Origin of the sequence: Massilia sp. IC2-477 (assembly GCF_020707265.1) — a bacterium.
Classification (GTDB): domain Bacteria; phylum Pseudomonadota; class Gammaproteobacteria; order Burkholderiales; family Burkholderiaceae_D; genus Telluria.
This window is the reverse complement of record NZ_JAJFEQ010000007.1, coordinates 100,229-121,556: the sequence shown is the minus strand read 5'-3', so window position 1 is coordinate 121,556 and position 21,328 is coordinate 100,229. Positions and strand designations below refer to the sequence as shown.

Annotated in this window: 21 protein-coding genes; 20 read left to right on the top strand and 1 reads right to left on the bottom strand. The window is 64.4% G+C overall.

Going from position 1 to position 21,328, the window contains the following annotated elements:
• The first annotated feature begins 19 nt into the window (after nucleotides 1–19).
• The 5 genes from LK542_RS15745 (at nucleotide 20) to LK542_RS15725 (ending at nucleotide 5,054) form a co-directional block, all read left to right on the top strand.
• Entirely contained in the window at nucleotides 20–733 is a 714-nt protein-coding gene (locus LK542_RS15745) for a SapC family protein (protein ID WP_227812614.1), read from the top strand.
• Entirely contained in the window at nucleotides 723–1,736 is a 1,014-nt protein-coding gene (locus LK542_RS15740; RefSeq protein WP_227812613.1) for a cupin-like domain-containing protein, read from the top strand. The genes LK542_RS15745 and LK542_RS15740 overlap by 11 nt, the downstream gene beginning before the upstream one ends.
• Before the next feature lie 85 nt (nucleotides 1,737–1,821).
• Nucleotides 1,822–2,784: an IS1595 family transposase gene (locus LK542_RS15735; protein WP_307728976.1), complete on the top strand. Its 963-nt coding sequence runs from the start codon at nucleotides 1,822–1,824 to the stop codon at nucleotides 2,782–2,784.
• A 134-nt stretch (nucleotides 2,785–2,918) separates the two neighbouring features.
• Nucleotides 2,919–4,022, top strand: a complete 1,104-nt coding sequence (locus LK542_RS15730; RefSeq protein ID WP_227812612.1) for a phospholipase A — start codon at nucleotides 2,919–2,921, stop codon at nucleotides 4,020–4,022.
• 45 nt (nucleotides 4,023–4,067) lie between these two features.
• On the top strand, nucleotides 4,068–5,054 hold the full coding sequence (locus LK542_RS15725; RefSeq protein ID WP_227812611.1) for a fumarylacetoacetate hydrolase family protein: 987 nt from the start codon (nucleotides 4,068–4,070) through the stop codon (nucleotides 5,052–5,054).
• Nucleotides 5,055–5,057: 3 nt separating this feature from the next.
• On the opposite strand, the gene LK542_RS15720 is transcribed toward LK542_RS15725, so the two are convergent.
• The gene (locus tag LK542_RS15720; RefSeq protein WP_227812610.1) at nucleotides 5,058–6,218 is read right to left on the bottom strand and encodes a hypothetical protein; all 1,161 of its coding nucleotides are present in this window, start codon (nucleotides 6,216–6,218) and stop codon (nucleotides 5,058–5,060) included.
• Between the two features lie 241 nt (nucleotides 6,219–6,459).
• Between LK542_RS15720 and LK542_RS15715 the strand changes: the two genes are divergently transcribed.
• From LK542_RS15715 to LK542_RS15645, 15 genes are all read left to right on the top strand, one after another.
• Complete coding sequence (locus LK542_RS15715) at nucleotides 6,460–7,632, top strand: glycosyltransferase (protein ID WP_227812609.1); 1,173 nt, start codon at nucleotides 6,460–6,462, stop codon at nucleotides 7,630–7,632.
• A gap of 227 nt (nucleotides 7,633–7,859) precedes the next feature.
• Nucleotides 7,860–8,927 (top strand): dTDP-glucose 4,6-dehydratase, encoded by a 1,068-nt coding sequence (gene rfbB / locus LK542_RS15710; protein WP_227812608.1) that lies wholly within the window; start codon nucleotides 7,860–7,862, stop codon nucleotides 8,925–8,927.
• 4 nt (nucleotides 8,928–8,931) lie between these two features.
• Nucleotides 8,932–9,831: a dTDP-4-dehydrorhamnose reductase gene (gene rfbD, locus LK542_RS15705; protein ID WP_227812607.1), complete on the top strand. Its 900-nt coding sequence runs from the start codon at nucleotides 8,932–8,934 to the stop codon at nucleotides 9,829–9,831.
• A 20-nt stretch (nucleotides 9,832–9,851) separates the two neighbouring features.
• Nucleotides 9,852–10,733, top strand: a complete 882-nt coding sequence (gene rfbA / locus LK542_RS15700; RefSeq protein WP_227812606.1) for a glucose-1-phosphate thymidylyltransferase RfbA — start codon at nucleotides 9,852–9,854, stop codon at nucleotides 10,731–10,733.
• Nucleotides 10,733–11,278 (top strand): dTDP-4-dehydrorhamnose 3,5-epimerase, encoded by a 546-nt coding sequence (rfbC, locus tag LK542_RS15695; protein WP_227812605.1) that lies wholly within the window; start codon nucleotides 10,733–10,735, stop codon nucleotides 11,276–11,278. The genes rfbA and rfbC overlap by 1 nt, the downstream gene beginning before the upstream one ends.
• Before the next feature lie 102 nt (nucleotides 11,279–11,380).
• Nucleotides 11,381–12,559: a flagellar biosynthesis protein FlhB gene (flhB, locus tag LK542_RS15690; protein ID WP_227812604.1), complete on the top strand. Its 1,179-nt coding sequence runs from the start codon at nucleotides 11,381–11,383 to the stop codon at nucleotides 12,557–12,559.
• Nucleotides 12,559–14,679: a flagellar biosynthesis protein FlhA gene (flhA, locus tag LK542_RS15685; protein ID WP_227812603.1), complete on the top strand. Its 2,121-nt coding sequence runs from the start codon at nucleotides 12,559–12,561 to the stop codon at nucleotides 14,677–14,679. The genes flhB and flhA overlap by 1 nt, the downstream gene beginning before the upstream one ends.
• 170 nt (nucleotides 14,680–14,849) lie before the next feature.
• Nucleotides 14,850–15,917, top strand: a complete 1,068-nt coding sequence (locus tag LK542_RS15680; RefSeq protein ID WP_227812602.1) for a ketoacyl-ACP synthase III — start codon at nucleotides 14,850–14,852, stop codon at nucleotides 15,915–15,917.
• A gap of 9 nt (nucleotides 15,918–15,926) precedes the next feature.
• Nucleotides 15,927–16,214, top strand: a complete 288-nt coding sequence (locus tag LK542_RS15675; RefSeq protein ID WP_227799391.1) for an acyl carrier protein — start codon at nucleotides 15,927–15,929, stop codon at nucleotides 16,212–16,214.
• Nucleotides 16,211–16,888, top strand: a complete 678-nt coding sequence (locus LK542_RS15670) for an SDR family oxidoreductase (protein WP_227812601.1) — start codon at nucleotides 16,211–16,213, stop codon at nucleotides 16,886–16,888. The genes LK542_RS15675 and LK542_RS15670 overlap by 4 nt, the downstream gene beginning before the upstream one ends.
• A complete protein-coding gene (locus LK542_RS15665) occupies nucleotides 16,888–18,183 on the top strand; it encodes a fatty acid--CoA ligase family protein (RefSeq protein ID WP_227812600.1) in 1,296 nt (431 codons plus the stop codon). The genes LK542_RS15670 and LK542_RS15665 overlap by 1 nt, the downstream gene beginning before the upstream one ends.
• A gap of 110 nt (nucleotides 18,184–18,293) precedes the next feature.
• A complete protein-coding gene (locus LK542_RS15660; RefSeq protein ID WP_227799388.1) occupies nucleotides 18,294–18,524 on the top strand; it encodes an acyl carrier protein in 231 nt (76 codons plus the stop codon).
• Nucleotides 18,521–19,585 carry a 3-oxoacyl-ACP synthase III family protein gene (locus LK542_RS15655; RefSeq protein WP_227812599.1) on the top strand — a complete coding sequence of 355 codons (1,065 nt, stop codon included), beginning with the start codon at nucleotides 18,521–18,523 and terminating at the stop codon, nucleotides 19,583–19,585. The genes LK542_RS15660 and LK542_RS15655 overlap by 4 nt, the downstream gene beginning before the upstream one ends.
• Complete coding sequence (locus LK542_RS15650; RefSeq protein WP_227812598.1) at nucleotides 19,575–20,594, top strand: aromatic ring-hydroxylating dioxygenase subunit alpha; 1,020 nt, start codon at nucleotides 19,575–19,577, stop codon at nucleotides 20,592–20,594. The genes LK542_RS15655 and LK542_RS15650 overlap by 11 nt, the downstream gene beginning before the upstream one ends.
• The gene (locus LK542_RS15645; protein ID WP_227799385.1) at nucleotides 20,591–21,328 is read left to right on the top strand and encodes an SDR family NAD(P)-dependent oxidoreductase; all 738 of its coding nucleotides are present in this window, start codon (nucleotides 20,591–20,593) and stop codon (nucleotides 21,326–21,328) included. The genes LK542_RS15650 and LK542_RS15645 overlap by 4 nt, the downstream gene beginning before the upstream one ends.

Below are 21,328 nucleotides of genomic sequence, written 5' to 3'. Positions count from 1 at the left end.
TTGAAGAGCAGGGGAGAGCATGAGCCAATCCGTGTTGCTGAACAACCTGGAACACAAGGACCTGCGCGTCATTGCGGAGCGCAGCGCCGCCTATGGTGACGGCGTGATGTTCAGCCTGACCTTCCCGCAGGAGTTCCGCCAGGTCCAGGCCCATTACCCGATCGTGTTCCGCGCTACCTCCGACGCCGCCGGCTACGAGGCGCTGGCGCTGTTCGGCTTCGAAGCAGGAGAAAACCTGTTCCTGGGCCCGCAAGGCTGGGACGCCCACTACATCCCGCTGAACATCGAGCGCCGGCCCTTCATGATCGGGCGCCACGGCGACGAGCTGCACATCCACATCGACCCTGAACACCCGCGCCTGAGCCGCACCGCCGGGGAGGAACTGTTCCTGCCGTATGGCGGCACCAGCCCCTACCTGGAGCGCATGCACTCGGTCTTGATCACCCTGCACCAGGGCCTGCAGGCCATGCCGGCCTTCATACAGGCGCTGGTCGAACATGAACTGCTGGAATCGTTTGCGCTGGATATCGAGCTGAACGATGGTGCGCAGCACCGCCTCTCTGGCTTCCACACGATTCACGAGGAGCGCCTGCAGGCCCTGCCGGGCGCCGCGCTGGAAGGCCTGAACCGCGCCGGCCACCTGGAAGCGATCTACATGGTGCTGGCCTCGCTGGCGAACTTCCGCGACCTGATCGCGCGCCGCGAGCGCCGCGGACAACCCCATGTTGCCTGAACCCGCGCCGATCCGCGAGCTCGACGGCCGCGCACCAGGCGTGCTGGGCGACGCGCTGCTGAGCTCCACCGAACCGGTGGTGCTGCGCGGCCTGACGTCAAGCTGGCCGATGGTGGCGAGAAGCCGCGCCTCGCAGGGCGAAGCGGGCGCCTACCTGCGCCGTTTCTACCGCGGCGAACAGGTGCTGGCCTTCCTCGGCGCGCCCGAGATGGCGGGGCGCTACTTCTACAACGCGGACCTGAGCGGCTTCAATTATGCCGCCATCAAGGCGCCGCTCGACAAGGTGCTGGAAGAGCTGGAGGACCACCGGGACGACGTGCATCCGCCCTCGGTCTACGTGGGCTCGACCATGATCGACCACTACCTGCCGGGCTTTCGCACCGAGAACGACCTCGACCTGGGTGCGCGCCAGCCGCTGGTGAGCATCTGGATCGGCAACCGCTCGCGCATCGCCGCCCATTACGACGTGCCGGACAACATCGCGGTGGTGGCCGCGGGGCGCCGCCGCTTCACGCTGTTTCCGCCGGAGCAGGTGTCGAACCTGTACATCGGGCCGCTCGATTTCACGCCGGCCGGACAGGCGATCAGCCTGGTCGACTTCGCCAAGCCCGACCTGCAGCGCTTTCCCCGTTTTGCCCAGGCGGTGGCCAGCGCCCGCGCGGCCGAGCTGGGGCCGGGCGACGCCATCTTCATCCCCTCCATGTGGTGGCACCACATCGAGGCCCTCGAGCCCTTCAATGTGCTGGTCAACTACTGGTGGCGCCAGTCGCCCCCGCACATGGATTCGCCGGCCGCCACCCTGATGCTGGCCCTGCTCACCCTGCGCGAGCTGCCGCCCGCCCAGCGGCGCGCCTGGCAGGAGCTGCTGCGCCACTACGTGTTCGACAGCGACGGCAGCGAGGCGGTCCACATCCCGCCGGCTGCGCGCGGGGTGCTGGCGCCGCTGGACGCGGAGAGCGCCCGCGCCTTGCGCATGCAGCTGCTCAAGCGCCTGAACCGTTAGCAAAAGGCGCTGTCACCGCTACGTGTAGAAACTGAACTGCTGAGCTGAATGGATGTCCAACCTGGGTCGATGACCAGGAGAGACCATGAATGCCGCGGGCTTTCGTCGTTTGCTGCAGCAGGCAGGCTTGCTCAGCCGCCAGCAACGATCGCTGCTGATCGAATTCCTGCGCCCTGCGCTTGGCCTGGATCAGGTGTGCGAAGCCATCGATGGGGTCCGGCCTGCTCCCCTCTGTTGTCCCGGCTGTAGCGGCACCCGGCATTATCGTCACGGCATCGTTCGAGGCCTGCAGCGTTACCGCTGCCGTGCTTGTGGCCGCACCTTCAGCGCCTTGACCGCCACGCCCCTCGCCAGGCTGCGCCACCGCGCGAAATGGATCGACTACCTCAGGGACATGCTCAACTCGCGTAGCGTGCGCGCGGCGGCCAAGCGTATTGGGGTGCACCGCAACACCAGCTTTCGCTGGCGTCATCGATTCCTTGACGGGGCGCGGCTGGACCAGCCCGATCGCCTCGCGGGCATTGCCGAGGCAGACGAGATGTTCATCCTCGAATCGCAAAAGGGTTCGCGCTGCCTGGACCGGCCTGCCCGCAAGCGCGGTGGCAGCGCACACAGCCGGGGAATCAGCCACGAGCACGACTGCATCCTGGTGGCCCGTGACCGCAGCGGTCAGACCTGCTGCTGCGTGACCGGACGGGCTGCCGTCACGGCCAGGCAGCTGCACCGGCACCTGCTGCCCGTGCTCGACCCAGACGTCCTGTTGGTGACCGATGGGCATGTTGCGTACCGCACTTTCGCGCGCGAGGCTGGGATTGCGCATGCGTATGTGAACCTGCGGGCCGGTGAGCGCATGCGCGGCGCCGTTCATGTGCAAAACGTCAATGCCTATCACCAGCGCCTGCGCAGCTGGCTGTCGCGCTTCCATGGCGTGGCCTCACGCTACTTGCCAAACTACCTTGGCTGGCGCTGGGCGCTGGACGAAGGGCGTATTACCGAGCCTGAGCATCTGCTGCGAGCAGCAATCGGCATTTTCCACATCCAACGCTGACAGCGCCTAGCAAAAAGCGCAAACAGTGCGCCATGATCTGGTCTTTTACGCGACACTGCTGTTGACAATCCGCTATGTCATGGACGCTCTTGTCCATGCCATCGCGGCCGCACAGCCGTTTTCGAAAAGATCCCATGCACTTGAAGAAGATTCCCGCAGCGCTACTGCCTCTCCTGTTCGCCCTCCCAGCCACCGCCCAACAGTCCTCTCCAAGCGTGCAGCAGCAGCTGGGCGATTGCAGCAGGCTCGCCGACACCAATGCGCGCCTGAGCTGCTTCGACCGCCTGGCCGCCGCCCATGGCGCCACGCCGGCCGCGCCCGCCGTGCCTGCCGAAACGGCGCCGGCGCCCGTGGCCAGCATGACGCCCGGCCAGGCGCCGACCGCCTTCCCGGCCAAGCCGCAGCCGGACCCGGCCGCCTCGGTCGATCCGGTAGTCGAGGCCGCTTCGGAATACACCATGGCTGGCCACTGGGAACTGGACGAGAAGCACCGCCGCGGCGTCTTCGCCTTCCGTCCGCACAACCCGAACTACCTGATCGCGGCCCGGACCTACCGCCCCAACGAGGCGCCCTACGAACCCTTCCGCGCGGCCGACTTCACCGGCAAGCTCTCGCACGCCGAACTGCAGTACCAGCTCGGCTTCAAGATGAAGATGGTCGAGACCGCTTTCGAGCTGCCGGTGGACGTCTGGTTCGGCTATACCCAGAACAGCTTCTGGCAGGCCGGCAACCGCGAGGCTTCCAGTCCCTTCCGCGAGACCAATTACCAGCCCGAGCTGATGGTGGTGACGCCGCTGAACTTCAGCGTCTTCGGCGCCAACCTGAAATACCTGAACCTGGGCCTGAACCACCAGTCGAACGGCCAGTCCTCGACCCTGTCGCGCAGCTGGAACCGGGTGTATGCCCAGGTGGGCCTGGAGCGCGGCCGCCTGTCGATGACGGCGCGGGTGTGGAAGCGCATCAATGAGTCGCTCGAGGATGACAACAATCCCGACATCGTCGACTACATGGGCCGCGCCGAGCTGGCCGGTACCTACCGCGTCGACGGCCACGAGTTCTCGGCCATGCTCCGGCGTAACCTGTCGACCAACAAGGGCGCGACCCAGCTCGGCTGGGCCTTTCCGCTGGCCGGTCCGCTCAAGGGTTACGTGCACTGGTTCTCCGGCTATGGCCAGAGCCTGATCGACTACAACTACTTCCAGCGCACCATCGGCGCCGGGGTCGTGGTGCAATACTAAGCTCGGTAACGTTAGAATGGCGGGTTCCCAACAGGAGTCCGCCTCATGAAACTCGCCACCCTCAACGACGGCACGCGCGACGGCCAATTGCTGGTCGTCGCACGCGACCTCAAGACCGCCCACGTCGCCGACGGCATCGCGCCCACCCTGCAGGCCGCGCTCGACGACTGGGGCTTCATCGCGCCCCAGCTGGCCGACCTCTACCTGCTGCTGAACGAGGGCCGCGCGCGCCGTCCCTTCGACTTCGAGCCCGCCAGGTGCATGGCGCCGCTGCCGCGCGCCTACCAGTGGGCCGACGGTTCGGCCTACGTCAACCACGTCGAACTGGTGCGCAAGGCGCGCAAGGCCGAGATGCCGGCCTCGTTCTGGGAAGATCCGCTGATGTACCAGGGCGGCAGCGATGACTTTATCGGGCCGATGGACGACATCGTGCTGGCCCATGAAGAGTGGGGCATCGACTTCGAGGCCGAGGTGGCGGTGGTCACCGGGGACGTCGGCATGGGCGCGACGCCGGACGAAGCCTACGGGCAGATCCGCCTGCTCATGCTGGCCAACGACGTCTCGCTGCGCAATCTGATTCCCGACGAACTGGCCAAGGGCTTCGGCTTCCTACAGTCGAAGCCGGCCACCAGCTTCGCGCCGGTGGCTGTCACGCCGGACGAGCTGGGCGAGGCCTGGCGCGACGGCAAGGTCCACCTGCCGCTGCGCTCGAGCTGGAACGGCCACCTGGTCGGACAGCCGAATGCTGGCGTCGACATGGTGTTCAACTTCCCGCAGCTGATCGCCCACCTGGCCAAGAGCCGCCGGGTGCGGGCCGGCAGCATCATCGGCTCGGGCACGGTGTCGAACAAGGATACAAGTAAAGGCTACTCGTGCATCGCCGAGCAGCGCTGCCTGGAGATGATCGCCGACGGCCAGGCGAGCACGCCCTTCATGCGCTTCGGCGACAGCATCCGCATCGAGATGCTGGACGAGAAAGGCAAGTCCATTTTCGGCGCCATCGACCAGGCCATCAAAAAGCTGGAGCCTTGAAGATCAAGGCTCCGACCAGAATCCGTCTGGCGCGCCGCTGCCGCGTAGGTCGACCTCGACCGGCCGGCTGATCCGGCGCAGCACCTCGGCGCGCAGGAGCCGCCCGTCCGGCTCGTGCAGCCGGTACCACAGGAAGGCGACCGCCGACAGCCGCAGCTGCTGGCCGCTGAACAGGTTTTCCTTCACAAGGCTCAGGCCTTCCAGCCGCAGGTCGATGTCCAGCACGACGCTGCCGGCGGTGCGCTCGCCATAGCCGAGATAGCGCGCCGTCGTGAACAGCGGGCTGCGCTCGCTCGCTTCGCCGGCCTTGAGCGAGTCGATGAAGGCATCCACCACCTTCAGCTGGGCCAGCGCGGCCTGGGCCACTTGCGCGAATTCCTTCTTTTCCTCTCCCTTGGCCGCATCGGCCAAGGCCTGCAGTTCGGCGATGCGCTGGGCGTAGCCGGCGCGGTGGACGGCGAGGGCGTTCACCCGTCCCAGCAGTTTGTCGTAGCGGTCCCAGTCGAGTTCGCCCAGGTAGCCGGCGCCCAGTCCCGTGACGCGCTCCGGACAAGCCTGGGCCAGGGCGCTGGCGAACAGGCTGCGCGCGCCTTCGCCGTAGCCGATGCCGCTTGCCGTCACGTCGCTGCGCAGCAGGGCGGCGAGGTCGGCGCCGGCGCGCACGGTGGCCGGCACTACCGTCAGGGCGCCCAGCAGGGCCGGTGGCAGCGCGGTGGAGCCGGGCGGGCGGTGGGTGTCGAGGTAGCGCTGCAGGGCCTTGTTGCGCTCGGCCATGTCGTTCGACAGGCGGCTCAAGGCGCTGTCGACGCTGCGCGCCGCCACCATGCCCTGGACGGCGGCCGGATCGTAGAGGGCGACCGGGCGGCCAGGAGGCAGGCGGGTGCACAGCAGGGCCGCCAGCTCGCGCGCCAGGTCGACCGCGCGCACCAGCCCGGCGGCGCCGAAACCGCGGGTGTCGACCGTGCCGGCCAGGGGTTTGGACTGGCTCGGAGGCAGGCGCGCCAGCAGCTCGGCTCGTTCGGCCTCGGCCAGGGCCTGGCGCGCCTCGGCCTCGAGCTGGCGCGCGCGCAGTTCGGCCAGTTCGCCCGACGGCTGGGCCAGGACCGGTTGAAGAAACAGAAGGGGGAGGAGGGCGGCGAGGATGATGCTGCGGGTGAAACCCATGCTCTCTCCCTTGAGCTCGGCGCTTACGGAATATTGCCGCCGATAAAGTGTATCGAATTGTCCAGAATATTAGGAGAAGTTTCAGGGCGGTTGATTGCGACATATCAAGGTCCCTAGAATCGCCGAATTGTGCTTGAACAATCAACAACTTGCGCTTCCAGCCCAGGAAACAGTCTGTAACACGATTGGGCGTTGGTTAAATAGAAATGCGATAGAATTGACGAGTTAACAAACTGGTTCTATGAGTATTATTAATTTGCCATTCGCCGGCCTCGAGCTTGGTTTTGCCGTGTCGCTCGCCTGTTCGCTGCTGCTCGTGCTGACGACGCGCTGGCACGGGCGTTATTCGCTCGACGCGACGCACGGCGTGCAGAAATTCCATCTCACTCCGACCCCGCGCATCGGCGGCGCCGCCATCATGCTCGGCCTCTGGCTCTCGCTGGGCGTGCTGCCGCCGCAGCAGCAGGAGCTGCTGCTGCCGGTGCTGGTATCGAGCATGCCCGCCTTTGTGTTCGGCCTGGCCGAAGACCTGACCCGCAATGTCTCGGTGCGCGCGCGCCTGCTCGCCACCATGGCCAGCGGCGTGTGCTGCTGGGGCCTGACCGGCGTCACCCTGATCCACGTCGGCGTCGAGCCGCTCGACGTCCTGCTTGCCTGGCTGCCGGCCTCGGTGCTGTTTACCGCCTTCGCGGTGGGCGGCGTGGCCAATGCCGTCAACATCATCGATGGGTTCAATGGCCTGGCCAGCGGCACCGTGCTGATCGGCATGGCGGCGCTCGGCATGATCGCCCAGGAAGCCGGTGACGCTACCCTGGCCCAGCTGTGCTTCGTGGTCTGCGCCGTCACGGCCGGCTTCTTCGTGGTCAACTTCCCCTTTGGTAAACTGTTCCTCGGTGACGGCGGCGCCTACCTGCTCGGCTTCCTGCTGGCCTGGCTGTCGGTGATGCTGGTCTACCGCAATCCGCAGGTCTCGCCCTGGGCGCCGCTGCTGGCTTGCGGCTATCCGATTTTCGAAACCGTGTTCACCATCCTGCGCCGCCTGTGGTGCCGCCGCCATCCGGGCCACCCGGACAGCTGGCACCTGCACAGCCTGGTCAAAACCGCCCTCGTGGCGCGCTACCTGCGCGCGCTGCCGGCGCCGCTGCGCAATGCCTGCGTCTCCCCGGTGTCCTGGCTGGTGGCGCTGGTGCCGGCCATGACGGCGGTGCGCTTCGCCAGCGTGCCGGAAGCCCTGCTGCAGGGCGTGCTGGCCAGCTTCCTGCTCTACCTGTCGGTGTACTCCTTCGTGGTCTCGGCCTGGTGGGCGCGCCGCCGCCACAAGCGCTCGGCGCGTCTGGCCGCGTCGTTGTCCGCGCCCCTGTCGGACATCGCTCTCGAGCAGCCCAATTCCTCCTTCATCCAGCGCGGCCTGTAAACAGCCCAGCCTCATATTGACACGGCGCTAACGACAGCCCAGAATGATGACTGCTTGTTAACTGTCGTAGCAAAACGGCATGAATGCGCCGTGGTATGCCGCACACGATTGGTTTTGCCAAACAGACAGCAAAACTGTTCTTCATTTACAATTCTTGAGCTGAGGCAAGCGCTCTCCGTGCGCAATGCGCACATCTTCGACAACAGAACAGACTAGGACTAACAGGAATGACTATCCTCGTGACCGGCGGGGCGGGCTTCATCGGCTCGAACTTCGTCATCGACTGGCTCGCGCACCATGACGAGCCGGTAGTGAACCTCGACAAGCTGACCTATGCCGGCAATCTGGAAAACCTGGCCAGCCTCGCCGGCGACGCACGCCATCATTTCGTGCGTGGCGACATCGGCGACGGCGACCTGGTGGCGCGCCTGCTGGCCGAGCACAAGGTCAGGGCGGTGCTGAATTTTGCCGCCGAAAGCCATGTCGACCGTTCGATCGAAGGCCCGGGCGCCTTTATCCAGACCAATATCGTCGGTACCTTTAACCTGCTGGAAGCGGTCCGCGCCTACTGGAATGGCCTCGACGCCGAGGCGAAGGCGGCGTTCCGCTTCCTGCACGTCTCGACCGACGAGGTCTATGGTTCGCTGTCGAGCGAGGCGCCCGCCTTCAACGAGCAGAACCGCTACGAGCCGAACAGTCCCTATTCCGCCAGCAAGGCCGCATCGGACCACCTGGTGCGCGCCTACCACCATACCTATGGCCTGCCGGTGCTGACGACCAACTGCTCCAACAACTACGGTCCCTACCATTTCCCGGAAAAGCTGATTCCCCTGGTGATCCACAATGCGCTGGCCGGCAAGCCGCTGCCGATCTATGGTGATGGCCAGCAGATCCGCGACTGGCTCTACGTCACCGACCATTGCAGCGCGATCCGCCGCGTGCTGTCCGAGGGACGCCTGGGCGAGACCTACAACGTGGGCGGCTGCAACGAAAAAGCCAATATCGACGTGGTGCGCACGCTCTGCGCCATCCTCGACGAACTGCGCCCGCGCGCCGACGGCCAGTCTTACGCGAGCCAGATGACCTTCGTGAAAGACCGTCCGGGCCACGACCGCCGCTACGCGATCGACGCCGGCAAGCTGGAACGCGAACTGGGCTGGCGCCCGGCCGAGACCTTCGAGACCGGGATCCGCAAGACCGTGGAATGGTATCTGGCGAACCAGGAATGGGTCGGCAACGTGACGAGCGGCCATTACCGCGACTGGGTCGAGCGCCAGTACGCGCCTGCGCCCTGAGACCATGAAGATCCTGTTGCTCGGCAAGGACGGACAGCTCGGCTGGGAGCTGCAGCGCTCGCTGGCGCCGCTCGGCGAGCTGCATGCCTTCGGCCGCGATGGCGCCGACTTCGCCGATCCCGAGTCGCTGCGCGCGCTGGTACGCCGGCTTGCGCCGGACGCGATCGTCAATGCCGCCGCCTACACCGCGGTCGACAAGGCCGAAACGGACGAAGCGCTGGCGCGCAGCGTCAACGCGCTCGCCCCTGGCGTACTGGCCGAGGAAGCGGCCGCCATCGGCGCCTGGCTGGTGCACTATTCCACTGACTATGTGTTCGACGGAAGCAAGGCCGGCGCCTGGGTCGAGAGCGATCCGACCGCGCCGCTGTCGGTGTACGGGCGGACCAAGTGCGAAGGCGAGCAAGCGATACGCGCCAGTGGTGCACGCCACTTGATCCTGCGCACCAGCTGGGTGTTCGCGCCGCGCGGCGGCAACTTCGCCAAGACCATGCTGCGCCTGGCCCGGGAGCGCGAGCAGCTGACCGTCGTCGCCGACCAGTTCGGCGCGCCCACCGGGGCCGAGCTGCTGGCCGACGCCACGGCACTGGCCTTGTACCGCCTGGCGCTGCCGGGCGGCGCGGACCTGTCCGGTACCTACCATCTGGCCGCATCCGGCGACACCAGCTGGCATGGCTATGCCTGCCATGTCCTGGCGCAGGCGAGGGCGCATGGCGCGGTCCTGAAGGCCGGGCCGGAGCAGGTGCTGCCGGTTCCCGCCGCCAGTTTCCCCGTCGCCGCTGCCCGCCCCGCCAATTCTCGTCTCGATAGCAGTAAATTCTGCGCAAGTTTCGGCATGCAGTTGCCGGACTGGCGTTACCACGTCAATCGCCTGGTCGCCGAGCTGGCCGCCCAGGGTAATCTGTAGGGACATCCATGAGTGATTCCATGAAGCGCAAAGGCATCATCCTCGCAGGCGGCAGCGGAACCCGCCTGCATCCTGCCACGCTCGCGATTTCCAAGCAGCTGTTGCCGGTATTTGACAAGCCCATGATTTATTACCCGCTCAGCACGCTGATGCTGGGTGGGATCCGCGACATCCTGATTATTTCCACGCCCCAGGACACGCCGCGCTTCCAGCAGCTCCTCGGCGACGGCAGCCGCTGGGGTCTGAACCTGACGTATGCGGTGCAGGAATCGCCGGACGGCCTGGCCCAGGCATTCTTGATTGGCGAAGATTTCCTCGGCAATGCACCTTCCGCCCTGGTGCTGGGCGATAACCTGTTCTATGGCCATGATTTCAACACGCTGCTCGAGCGCGCCAATGCGCGCACCGAATGCGCCAGCGTGTTCGCCTACCATGTGCAGGATCCGCAGCGCTACGGCGTGGTCGAATTCAATGATGCCGGCAAGGCGGTCAGCCTGGAAGAAAAGCCGGCGGTGCCGCGCTCGAACTATGCCGTCACCGGCCTGTATTTCTACGACGAGAACGTGTCGGCACTGGCGCGTACCCTCAAGCCGTCGGCGCGCGGCGAGCTCGAGATCACGGACCTGAACCGCCTGTACATGGACATGGGCAAGCTGGATGTCGAGATCATGGGACGCGGCTACGCCTGGCTCGACACCGGCACCCACGAGTCCTTGCTCGATGCCAGCCAGTTCATCGCCACCATCGAGCGGCGCCAAGGCCTGAAGGTGGCATGCCCCGAGGAGATCGCCTACCGCAAGGGCTGGATCGACGCCGGGCAGCTCGAGGCCCTCGCCGCACCGCTGAAGAAAAACGGCTACGGCCAGTACCTGATGCGCGTATTACGAGAAACGGTTTTCTGATGCACATTACCCGCCTTGCCATTCCCGATGTCCTGCGCATCGAACCCCGCGTGTTCGGCGACGACCGTGGTTTCTTCTTCGAAAGCTTCCATCAGGCCCGTTTCGAGGAGGCGCTTGGCCGCAAGGTCGGGTTCGTGCAGGACAACCACTCGAAGTCGGCCCACAACGTGTTGCGTGGCCTGCATTACCAGGTGCAGCAGACCCAGGGCAAGCTGGTACGCGTCACCGCCGGCAGCGTGTTCGACGTCGCCGTCGACCTGCGCCGTTCATCTCCTACTTTCGGACATTGGGTGGGCGAGATCCTGAGCGCGGAGAACAAGGTCCAGCTATGGGTGCCGGAAGGTTTCGCCCACGGCTTCATGGTATTGTCGGAATCGGCGGAATTCCTCTACAAGACCACCGACTATTATGCGCCCGAGCACGAGCGCTGCATTGCCTGGAACGACCCGACGCTGGCGATCGACTGGCCCCTCAAGAACCCGCCGCTGGTGTCTGGCAAGGATGACAAGGGCCTGGCCTTCGCGGCGGCCGAGACCTTTGCCTGACCCCAAATAAGCGGGCTTTTCCCATCCTTCTCCCCTTATAGCCGTACGGCAACACCTGCGATAATCCTGTTTTCGGATGTATTTCGTTAACAGGAGCGGTGGATGGCGGACGACAGCGACGCAGAACGGACAGAACCAGCGTCACCCAGGCGGCTTGAAAAGGCGCGTGAGGATGGCGACGTTCCCCGTTCGCGCGAAATCGCCACCTTCACCGTCCTGATGGCCGCCGGCGCCGGCCTGTGGGCCACTGGCGGCTCCCTGATCGGCAAGCTGGAGCAGGCCCTGCATTCCGGCCTTTCCTTGAGTCGCGACCAGGTCTACAACCCGAGCATCCTGATCGAACGCATCACCACCGACCTGGTGGCGGTGCTGCTGGCCTGCCTGCCGCTGGCGGGCCTGGTCATGCTGGTCGCGCTGGCCTCGCCGCTCCTGATCGGCGGCTGGAACTTCTCGTCCAAGGCCTTCATGCCGAACTTCATGAAGCTGAACCCCATCAGCGGCATCGGCAACATGTTCTCCACCAACGCCCTGATCGAACTGCTGAAGGCCATCGCCAAGACCCTGGTGGTCGGCGCCGTGGCCTGGGTCGTCATCGTGGGCCAGAAGGAAGCGGTGCTGGGCCTGGCGGTCGAGCCCCTGAACGCCGGCAGCGCCCACGTGGGCGAAATGGTGGCCAAGGCCTTCCTGTTCATCGTCGGCGCCCTGGGCGTGATCGCCGCCATCGACGGCCCCTACCAGCTGTGGCATTACCACGACAAGATGAAGATGACGCGCCAGGAGATGATCCAGGAGTCCAAGGAGTCGGACGGCAATCCGCAGATCAAGGGGAAGATTCGCCAGATGCAGCGCGAAATGGCGCAGGGCCGCATGATGCAGAATGTCCCGACTGCGGATGTGATCGTTACCAACCCGACCCACTACGCGGTGGCGCTGAAGTACACCGACGGCCAGAAGGGCGCGCCGCGGGTGGTGGCCAAGGGCGTGGACGAAGTCGCGGCCAAGATCCGCGAGCTCGGCACCGAACACAAGGTCACCCTGCTGGAAGCCCCGGCCCTGGCCCGTGCGCTCTACCGCCACACCGACATCGACGAAGAGATCCCGGAAAAGCTGTTCTCGGCCGTGGCCGAAGTGCTGGCCTATGTCTACCAGCTGCGCGCCTACAAGAAGGGCGAAGGCCAGTACCCGGATCGCCCGGCGAAGCTGGCGGTGCCGGCCGAGATGGACCCGAACGATCCCGCCTACAAAGGGCCGGGCAGCGCGAATAATGGAGTATTGCATTAATGAATAGCATGAAACTGCCGGCATGGATGAGCGGCCTCGGGGCGCGCGGCGCCAGCGCCCTGGCGGCCCCGATCTTCATCGTCGTCCTGCTGGCGATGATGATCCTGCCGCTGCCGGCCTTCGTGCTGGACGTGTTCTTCAGCTTTAACATCGCACTGTCCGTCATCGTGCTCCTGACCGCCCTGTACACGGTCAAGCCGCTCGACTTCATGGCTTTCCCGGCCATCCTCCTGATCTCCACCATGCTGCGCCTGGCGCTGAACGTGGCGTCCACCCGTATTGTCCTGACTGAAGGCCACACCGGCGGCGCGGCGGCGGGCAAGGTGGTCGAAGCCTTCGGCCACTTCCTGATCGGCGGTAACTACACTGTCGGTATCGTGGTCTTCGTCATCCTCACCATCATCAACTTCTCGGTCGTGACCAAGGGCGCGGGCCGTATCGCCGAAGTCGGCGCGCGCTTCGCCCTGGATGCGATGCCGGGCAAGCAGATGGCGATCGACGCCGACCTGAACGCCGGCCTGATCGGCGAAGCGGACGCCCGCAAGCGCCGCAACGAAGTGGCGCAGGAAGCCGAGTTCTACGGCGCGATGGACGGTGCCTCGAAGTACGTGAAGGGCGACGCCGTCGCCGGCATCATGATCACCCTGATCAACGTGATCGGCGGCCTGATCGTCGGCGTGGTGCAGCACGACCTGGCCTTCGGCCAGGCGGCCGAGACCTATACGCTGCTGGCCATCGGTGACGGCCTGGTGGCGCAGATCCCGTCCCTGATCATCTCGATCGCGGCCGGTATGGTGGTCTCGCGCGTGGCCAACGAGGACGACATCAGCAGCCAGGTCACCAACCAGCTGTTCGCGCGCCCGGAAGCGCTGTACATCACCGGCGGCATCATCTTCGCGCTGGGCCTGATCCCGGGCATGCCGAACCTGGTGTTCCTGCTGCTGGGCAGCGCCCTGTGCGGCGGCGGCTGGATGATCGCCAAGCGCAAGAAGGAAGCGCCGGCCAAGGAGGCTGCCGCGGCGGCGGAAGCGGCAGCGGCGACGGCAGCCACCGGCGGCGGCGCCCCGGCCGAGTCGGAAGAAGCGACCTGGCAGGACGTCATGGCGGTCGACACCCTGGGCCTGGAAGTGGGCTACCGCCTGATCCCGCTGGTCGACAAGACCCAGGGTGGCGAGCTGCTCAAGCGCATCAAGGGCATCCGCAAGAAGTTCGCCCAGGAAGTCGGCTTCCTGGCCCCGCCCGTGCACATCCGCGACAACCTGGAGCTGAAGCCTTCGGCCTACCGCATCACCCTCAAGGGCGTGGAAGTGGGGACCGGCGAAGCAATGAACGGCCAGTTCCTGGCGATCAACCCGGGCATGGCCAGCGGCACGCTGCCGGGCCTGGTGACGACCGATCCGGCCTTCGGCCTGCCGGCCACCTGGATCGACGCCAGCCTGCGCGACGAAGCGCAAAGCCTGGGCTATACCGTGGTCGACGCCGGCACCGTGGTAGCGACCCACCTGAACCACCTGATCACGACCCACGCCTCGGAACTGCTGGGCCGCATGGAAGTGCAGGCGCTGCTCGACCACCTGCAGAAGGAGACCCCGAAGCTGGTGGAAGACCTGGTGCCGAAGGTCGTCTCGCTGTCGACCCTGCAGAAAGTGCTGCAGAACCTGCTGCAGGAAGGCGTGCACATCCGTGACATGCGCACCATCATCGAATCGCTGTCGGAAAACGCGGCGCTCACCCAGGATCCGAGCGAGCTGACCGCCATGGTGCGGGTGGCGCTCGGCCGCGCCATCGTGCAGCAGCTGTTCCCGGGCACCAACGAGCTGTCCGTCATGACCCTCGACAACCGCCTCGAGCGCCTGCTCATGCAGGCCATGGGCGCGGGCGGCGACGGCACCGGCATCGAACCGGGCCTGGCCGACACCATCGCCCAGCAGGCCGCCAACGCCGCGGCCCAGCAGGAGCAGATGGGCCTGTCCCCGGTGCTGCTGGTGCCGGCCCCGCTGCGCGTGCTGCTGTCGCGCTTCCTGCGCCGCGCGGTGCCGCAGCTGAAGGTGCTGTCGCATAACGAGATCCCGGAATCGAAGACGATCCGGGTGACCAGCCTGGTGGGTGTGCCGATGTGATCGCCCTGGGTCCGGCATCTCGATCAGTTCCGCGGTGGGAAAGGGCGCGCGCAGTCTGTTGCTACAAGGCAATTGATTGCTTGTATTGCCTACGAGCGGTGTGGGATACTTGTGGGTCGAATGAAGGCTTTTGCAAAATAAATATCATGCAGATCTGGGCGGAGTAAAGAATGAGCTTGTCCATTGGGCGGGAAAACGCGACGACGGGTGCCCGCATCGCTGGAGTCGTCTCTTGCGTTCCTTCGACGATCGTGACCAATGAGCACTTCCGTGAATCGTTTGGCCAGGAAAAGATCGACGAAGTCGCCAAAATGATCGGCGTCCAGGAGCGCCGCTGGGCGGGCGAATCGACCACCACGCGCGACTTGTGCCGGACCGCCGCCCTGCACCTGATGGACAGGCTGGAGTGGGATCCTGCCACCGTGGACGCGGTGTTGTTCGTGTCACAGACGCCCGATTTCCGCATGCCGGCCACCGCTTGCGTACTCCAGGCTGATCTTGGCATCGGGCCCGCTTGTATCGCTTTCGATGTCAACCTGGGCTGCTCGGGGTACACCTACGGCTTGTGGCTGGCGATGACGATGGTGCAATCCGGCGCCGCCCGCCGGGTGCTGCTGGCGGTTGGCGAAACGATGAGCAAGATTATCGATCACAATGACCGTTCCACAGCCATGCTGTTTGGCGACGCGGGCACGGTCACCGCGGTCGAACAGGGTGGCCCAGACGAGGTGGCACATTTCGTCCTCGGCTCCGACGGCACTGGCGCCACCAACCTGATCATTCCGCGGGGCGGGTTCAGGGATTACTCGCTGAGCGGAGACAAGCGCCTCGATGGCCGCGATCCGGACTGCATGTACATGGATGGCGGAGAGGTCTTCGTCTTCACGCTGCAAACCGTACTGGCCCTGGCCACGCGGACGATGGAATTCGCCGCTGCAAAGGTGGATGAGTACGACGGCTTCCTGTTTCATCAGGCGAACCATTTCATGCTCAAGCAGTTCGCGAAGAAGTGCAAACTGCCGATGGATAAGGTTCCGGTCAATATCGACAGGTTCGGCAACACGAGTTCGGCGACGATTCCGCTGCTGTTGACGACGAACATGGCGCAGGGGTTGAAGCAGGGCCGCCAGAAACTGGCCATGTTCGGTTTCGGCGTCGGCTATTCCTGGGCGTCCGCCTCGCTGTCGCTTGGCCCGCTGGCAGTGGCCGACCTGATCGAACACAACACACATCAATGAGGTTTTTATATGTCCACCGCTAGCACCATTAAATCCGACGTGTTTGCCGTCATTGCCGAACTCCTGGAAGACAAGGCTGCGGTGGTATCCGACGCTACCCCGCTGATCGGCGACGGCAGCGTGCTCGATTCGATGAAGCTGGTGGAGTTGTGCATCGCCCTGGAGGACAAGGCGTCGGACATCGGTTTCGACTTCGACTGGACGTCCGATGTCGCCATGTCGCGTTCGCGCAGCATGTTCCGTTCCGCAGGCGCGCTTGCCGACGAGTTCATCAAGCAAATGGAAGCGAAGCAATGATCGTTGTCACGGGCGCGAGCAAAGGGCTTGGCCGGGCAATCTGTGAAAGGCTGCTGGCGAAAAATGTCGAGGTTTTCGGCGTCGCCCGCAATGTCGACGGCCTGCCGTTTCCCGGCATGCGGTGCGATGTTTCCTCGGCCGATGAGGTCAAGGCCCTCGCGCAGGCGCTGAAGAAGCAGGGCGCGAAGGTAACCGGGCTGGTCAACGCTGCGGGTATCGCGTCCATGAACCTGGCGGTCACTACCCCGGCAACTGTTTCGCAAAATATCGTCCAGACCAATCTGCTCGGGACCATCTATTGCTGCCAGCAAATCGCACCGCTGATGCTCAGGCATAAGCAAGGCAGCATCATCAATTTCTCGACCATCGCGGTGGCACTCGGCCTGAAGGGCGAGTCGATCTATGCGGCATCGAAGGCCGGCGTTGAAGGCTTCACGCGCGCGTTTGCCCGGGAAATGGCCGACTTCAACGTGAACGTGAATTGCATTGCGCCGGGGCCGATCGATACCAGCCTGCTGAAAGGGATTACTTCCAGCCAGATTGGCAAGATCGTTTCTCAACAAATTATTCCGAAACAATTCACGCCGGACGCAGTCGCCGACCTGGTCGAACTCTTGTTCGATCCGCGCAGCAGTTCGCTGTCGGGACAGGTCCTGCATGTGGGGGGCGCCTGATGAAGCTCCTGGAAAAGCTGGGGCAGATCTGGAGCGGGGTCGATTGGCCCTTCCTGATTCATAACGGGAACGCGCTGAGGTTTTCGGAGATCGCGTCGCAACACCCGGTGGACCTTGCGCAGGTCAAGCCGGGTGACGTCGTGGCCCTCATCGGCGACTTCAACCCGGCGTCCATTCTCACCTTGCTGCGCCTGATCGACCTGAACGTGATCGTCGTGCCGCTCACGGTCGACACCGCGAACCAGCACGACTATTTCTTCGAATCGGCACTGGTCGACGTGGTCATCGAGGATGGCCGCGTGGTACGACGACCGCACGACGGGTCGCACCCGCTGATCGATTCGCTGCGCGAGCGGGGGCACGCGGGCCTGGTTCTTTTTTCGACGGGCACCACAGGCCGGCCGAAGGCGATCCTGCACGACCTGACCCTGTTCCTGCAGCGCTTCGACACGCCGCGGCCGACGCTACGCACCATTAATTTCTTGCTGTTCGATCATATCGGCGGCATCAACACGCTGCTCCATACCTTGTTCAACAAGGGCGTGGTGGTGGCGCCGGAAGCCAGGACGGTCGACTCCGTGCTCGAGGTCTGCCGGAAGTACGAGGTCGAGGTCCTTCCGACCACGCCCACTTTCCTGCGCTTGATGCTGATCAGCGGGGCCGTGCCGGACAAGGTGCCAGGCACCCTGAAAGTCATCACCTACGGCACCGAGCGCATGGACCAGCCGACGCTGGATGAACTGTGCCGCCTGCTGCCGGAGGTCGACTTCCGGCAGACCTTCGGCATGTCGGAACTGGGCATCGTGCGCGTGAAGTCGGCGGCGCGCGACAGCCTGTTCATGCAGGTGGGCGGCGAGGGCGTCGAGACGCGCGTGGTCGACAATGTGCTGCAGATCCGTTCGGCCTCGCGGATGCTCGGTTATCTCAACGCGCCATCTCCCTTCGACAGCGAGGGCTGGTATGACACGAAGGATGTAGTCGAGGTGAAGGACGGCCACTACAAGGTGGTGGGGCGCGTCAGCGACGTGATCAATGTGGGCGGACTGAAGTTCATGGCTTCCGAAGTGGAGCGCGTGGCCCTGGAGTTCCCGAACGTGTCGCTGGTGAAGGCGTTCCCGAAATCGAATCCGATCACCGGACAGCATGTCGAACTGACAGTCCAGGCCGTGCCCGACACCCTTGTCGACAAGGATGCCTTGACCGCGTACTTGAAGAGCAGGCTGCAGCCGCACATGGTCCCCAAGCGGGTCCGGATCGAGGCGGTCAGTGTCGGCCACCGCTTCAAGCGTGCATGACACGACGTCGCGCCAGAACGACATGCCTTGTTTTGCTTTGGTTTAACGTGGGATACTTGCAGGGTGGCTAGTGCGCTGGCTGAATCATTTAATTTTATGTGGAACAGAATATGACGGTCCAAACCTTTATCGAGAATTTCGCCGAGGCGCTTGAGATGAGCCCTGGCGAGCTGTCGCCCCAGTCCGAGTTCAAGGAACTGGCGAACTGGGACTCGCTGGCAGCGCTGACCGTGATCGCGATGACGGACGAGAAGTACAACGTTGCGGTAGGTGGCGCCGACCTCGAACAGTCGCGCACCCTGCAGGAGTTGTGGGACCGCCTGGCGCAACGGATTGCATGATGGAAGCGCTGAAGGGTGTTGCGATTCGCGGCATCAGTACGGCCGTACCGACGCGGGTTGCCAGGATTGCTGACTACACGCTGTTGACGGAACAGGAGCGCGAGAAGTTTAGCCAGGGTACCGGCATCGAAGAGCGCCGCCTTGCAGCCGACAAGCAATACTCGTCCGACCTGTGCATCGCCGCGGCGGAGGACTTGCTCACGCGCCTGGGATGGGAAAAAGAAGGGGTGCAAGCCCTTGTCATGATCACCCAGTCCGGCGACTATCCGATACCCGCGACCTCGATCATTATCCAGCACAAGCTCGGCCTGCCGAAATCGTGCGCGGCCTTCGATGTCAACCTGGGTTGCTCGAGCTATCCCTATGGCATCGCGATCCTGGGTTCGATGATGCGTACCCTGGGCTTGACGCGTGCGTTGCTGCTGGTAGGCGATGTGTCCAGCCGCGTGTGCTCGTACAACGACAAGTCGAGCTGGCCGCTGTTTGGCGATGCCGGATCGGCCACGGCGCTGGAGCTGGACGATGCGGCCGAGCCCATCCATTTCGACCTGAATTCCGACGGCAGCGGCAAGGACGCCATCATCGTCGCGGCAGGCGGCCTGGCTGCCCGCCATCCGCCCCAGCCCGGCGACTTCGAGGAAGTGGAGGTGTCGGCCGGGATTGCGCGTAACGCCTTCCAGCTCCAGTTGAAGGGCGCCGACATCTTCAGTTTCGCGATCAGCTCCGTGCCGCCCAGCATCCGCCGGGTGCTCGATGCTGCCGGCTGGGAAGTGGGATCGGTGGATTATTTCGTCCTGCACCAGGCCAACAAGATGATCAACGACATGATCCGCAAGAAGCTTGGCTATACGGCGGAACACGAGATCAGCACCTTGAGGAAGTACGGCAATACGAGCTCTGTCTCCGTTCCGTTGACGCTGACCGCGGGGGCGGAACAATTGGCACAGGGCGGACGGGTCCTGCTATGCGGTTTCGGGGTGGGACTGTCCTGGGGCAGTGCCACGGTCGTTTTCCAGCCCGGCACGGTCCTGCACCTGTTCGAAAGCGATCATGTCTATTGATCCCAGGGCGTACTGGCAAGAGGACGTGCTGGAGCAGGAATATCAGCGGATCTTCTCGCGCGGGTTTTACGCCGGTAACGCGAACGGGCTGCGCGCCGAAGGCGACTACAGCAGTTACCAGGTGTGTGGCCGGCCCATTGTCACCCGTAACATCGACGGAAAGCCGCGCAGTTTCGAGAACATCTGCCTTCACCGCGCCAACCTGATCGACCCGCCCGGCCGGGGTAACCGGCCGTTTCGCTGCGCCTACCACGCCTGGCAATACGACGCCGACGGGACGCTCGAGCGCGCGCCCTTGGCGAACCAGGAATGTATCGGCCGCCGGCAGTTGCAGTCGTATGCGACTGTCGAGAACCGCGGAATGGTGTTCGTGGCGCCCGAAGGCGAGCTCGACCCAGGCACCGGTGTCGCGGCCCTGGACGCAATCGGGTTCGAGCTCGGTGAAAGCTTCCACAACGAGACGCTGGAGCATGGCGCGAACTGGAAGTTCCTGGTCGAGAATGTGATCGAAGCCTACCATGTGTCGATCGTGCACGAGTCCAGCTTCGTGCCGACCGGGATCTCGTCGACATCCCGGTCCACGAACCAGTTCTTCGGCCGCGATTCCTGCGCCCATACGGCGAACAAGAACCAGGATGGCAGCAAGGGCCGGCTGATCCCGGGAGCGACAGGAGACTACCTGCACGCCTATATCTTCCCCAACCTGTTCGTGTCGATCACGGGCGGTCTCGTCGGGTTCATCTCGCACTTCAAGCCCCAGTCGGCCGGACAGACGCTACTGGAATGGGAGTTGTTCGAAACCCCGCTGCTGATGGCGCAAAAGACAGCTGTGCGCAACTACATCAAACAGCAGGCCATCGACTTTACCCGCAAGGTGCTGGGCGAAGACCTGGTCGTGCTAAATAACTCCCAGATCGGTATCCGCCATGCGCGCGGCCCCCATCAGCTGCAGGAGATCGAAGGGCGGCTGGCACATTTTCACGAAACCTATTTGCGGATGATGTCATGAACTTGAGCGGGAAACGCGTGCTGGTGACCGGGGCTACCTCGGGGATCGGCCTGGCCACGGCGCGCTGCCTGGTCGATATGGGCGCCGAAGTGTGGGGACTGGGCCGCAATGCCGAACGCCTCGAGGCGCTGGCGGCAGGGGGCCTGGGGGGCGGCAATGCGTTGGCCTTCGACATGCTGGACTTTGACGCCTACCGCGATTTCGTGGCCCGCTTGCCGGGATTTGACGGGGTAGTGCATTCGGCGGGTATCGTGGAGAACGCCCCGATACGTTACTTCTCCCTCGAAAAATACGAGCGGATCACCGCGACGAACCAGACGGCCCCATTGCTGCTGACGTCCGAACTGGTGCGCGCATCGAAGCTCAACCCGAAGGGATCGGTTGTCTTCGTGTCCTCGATCAGCGGCACCAGCATTGGCACGAAAGGCATTTCAGCCTATGCGGCAAGCAAGGCGGCACTGGTCGGCATGTCGAAGGTGCTGGCCCTGGAGCTTGCCCCCAAGCTCATCCGGGTTAACTGCGTGTCGCCCGGGATGGTGAACACCGAGCTGGTGGACAACCTGAGCTCCTTCTCGGAGGAGGCCAAGAAAATCGACCTGGCCAAATACCCGTTGGGTAACAGGTACGCGGAGCCGCGCGAGGTGGCAGGCGTGATCGCTTTCCTGGTTTCCGACCATGCGTCGTTCATGACAGGCCAGAACCTGGTTGTGGACGGCGGCTACTCGGTGCAATAA

What these genes read in the sequence shown, in the direction of transcription:
- LK542_RS15745 (WP_227812614.1), top strand. Translation starts at nt 20, where the DNA reads ATGAGCCAATCCGTGTTGCTGAACAACCTGGAACACAAGGACCTGCGC.
- LK542_RS15740 (WP_227812613.1), top strand. Translation starts at nt 723, where the DNA reads ATGTTGCCTGAACCCGCGCCGATCCGCGAGCTCGACGGCCGCGCACCA.
- LK542_RS15735 (WP_307728976.1), top strand. Translation starts at nt 1,822, where the DNA reads ATGAATGCCGCGGGCTTTCGTCGTTTGCTGCAGCAGGCAGGCTTGCTC.
- LK542_RS15730 (WP_227812612.1), top strand. Translation starts at nt 2,919, where the DNA reads ATGCACTTGAAGAAGATTCCCGCAGCGCTACTGCCTCTCCTGTTCGCC.
- LK542_RS15725 (WP_227812611.1), top strand. Translation starts at nt 4,068, where the DNA reads ATGAAACTCGCCACCCTCAACGACGGCACGCGCGACGGCCAATTGCTG.
- LK542_RS15720 (WP_227812610.1), bottom strand. Translation starts at nt 6,218, where the DNA reads ATGGGTTTCACCCGCAGCATCATCCTCGCCGCCCTCCTCCCCCTTCTG.
- LK542_RS15715 (WP_227812609.1), top strand. Translation starts at nt 6,460, where the DNA reads ATGAGTATTATTAATTTGCCATTCGCCGGCCTCGAGCTTGGTTTTGCC.
- rfbB (WP_227812608.1), top strand. Translation starts at nt 7,860, where the DNA reads ATGACTATCCTCGTGACCGGCGGGGCGGGCTTCATCGGCTCGAACTTC.
- rfbD (WP_227812607.1), top strand. Translation starts at nt 8,932, where the DNA reads ATGAAGATCCTGTTGCTCGGCAAGGACGGACAGCTCGGCTGGGAGCTG.
- rfbA (WP_227812606.1), top strand. Translation starts at nt 9,852, where the DNA reads ATGAAGCGCAAAGGCATCATCCTCGCAGGCGGCAGCGGAACCCGCCTG.
- rfbC (WP_227812605.1), top strand. Translation starts at nt 10,733, where the DNA reads ATGCACATTACCCGCCTTGCCATTCCCGATGTCCTGCGCATCGAACCC.
- flhB (WP_227812604.1), top strand. Translation starts at nt 11,381, where the DNA reads ATGGCGGACGACAGCGACGCAGAACGGACAGAACCAGCGTCACCCAGG.
- flhA (WP_227812603.1), top strand. Translation starts at nt 12,559, where the DNA reads ATGAATAGCATGAAACTGCCGGCATGGATGAGCGGCCTCGGGGCGCGC.
- LK542_RS15680 (WP_227812602.1), top strand. Translation starts at nt 14,850, where the DNA reads ATGAGCTTGTCCATTGGGCGGGAAAACGCGACGACGGGTGCCCGCATC.
- LK542_RS15675 (WP_227799391.1), top strand. Translation starts at nt 15,927, where the DNA reads ATGTCCACCGCTAGCACCATTAAATCCGACGTGTTTGCCGTCATTGCC.
- LK542_RS15670 (WP_227812601.1), top strand. Translation starts at nt 16,211, where the DNA reads ATGATCGTTGTCACGGGCGCGAGCAAAGGGCTTGGCCGGGCAATCTGT.
- LK542_RS15665 (WP_227812600.1), top strand. Translation starts at nt 16,888, where the DNA reads ATGAAGCTCCTGGAAAAGCTGGGGCAGATCTGGAGCGGGGTCGATTGG.
- LK542_RS15660 (WP_227799388.1), top strand. Translation starts at nt 18,294, where the DNA reads ATGACGGTCCAAACCTTTATCGAGAATTTCGCCGAGGCGCTTGAGATG.
- LK542_RS15655 (WP_227812599.1), top strand. Translation starts at nt 18,521, where the DNA reads ATGATGGAAGCGCTGAAGGGTGTTGCGATTCGCGGCATCAGTACGGCC.
- LK542_RS15650 (WP_227812598.1), top strand. Translation starts at nt 19,575, where the DNA reads ATGTCTATTGATCCCAGGGCGTACTGGCAAGAGGACGTGCTGGAGCAG.
- LK542_RS15645 (WP_227799385.1), top strand. Translation starts at nt 20,591, where the DNA reads ATGAACTTGAGCGGGAAACGCGTGCTGGTGACCGGGGCTACCTCGGGG.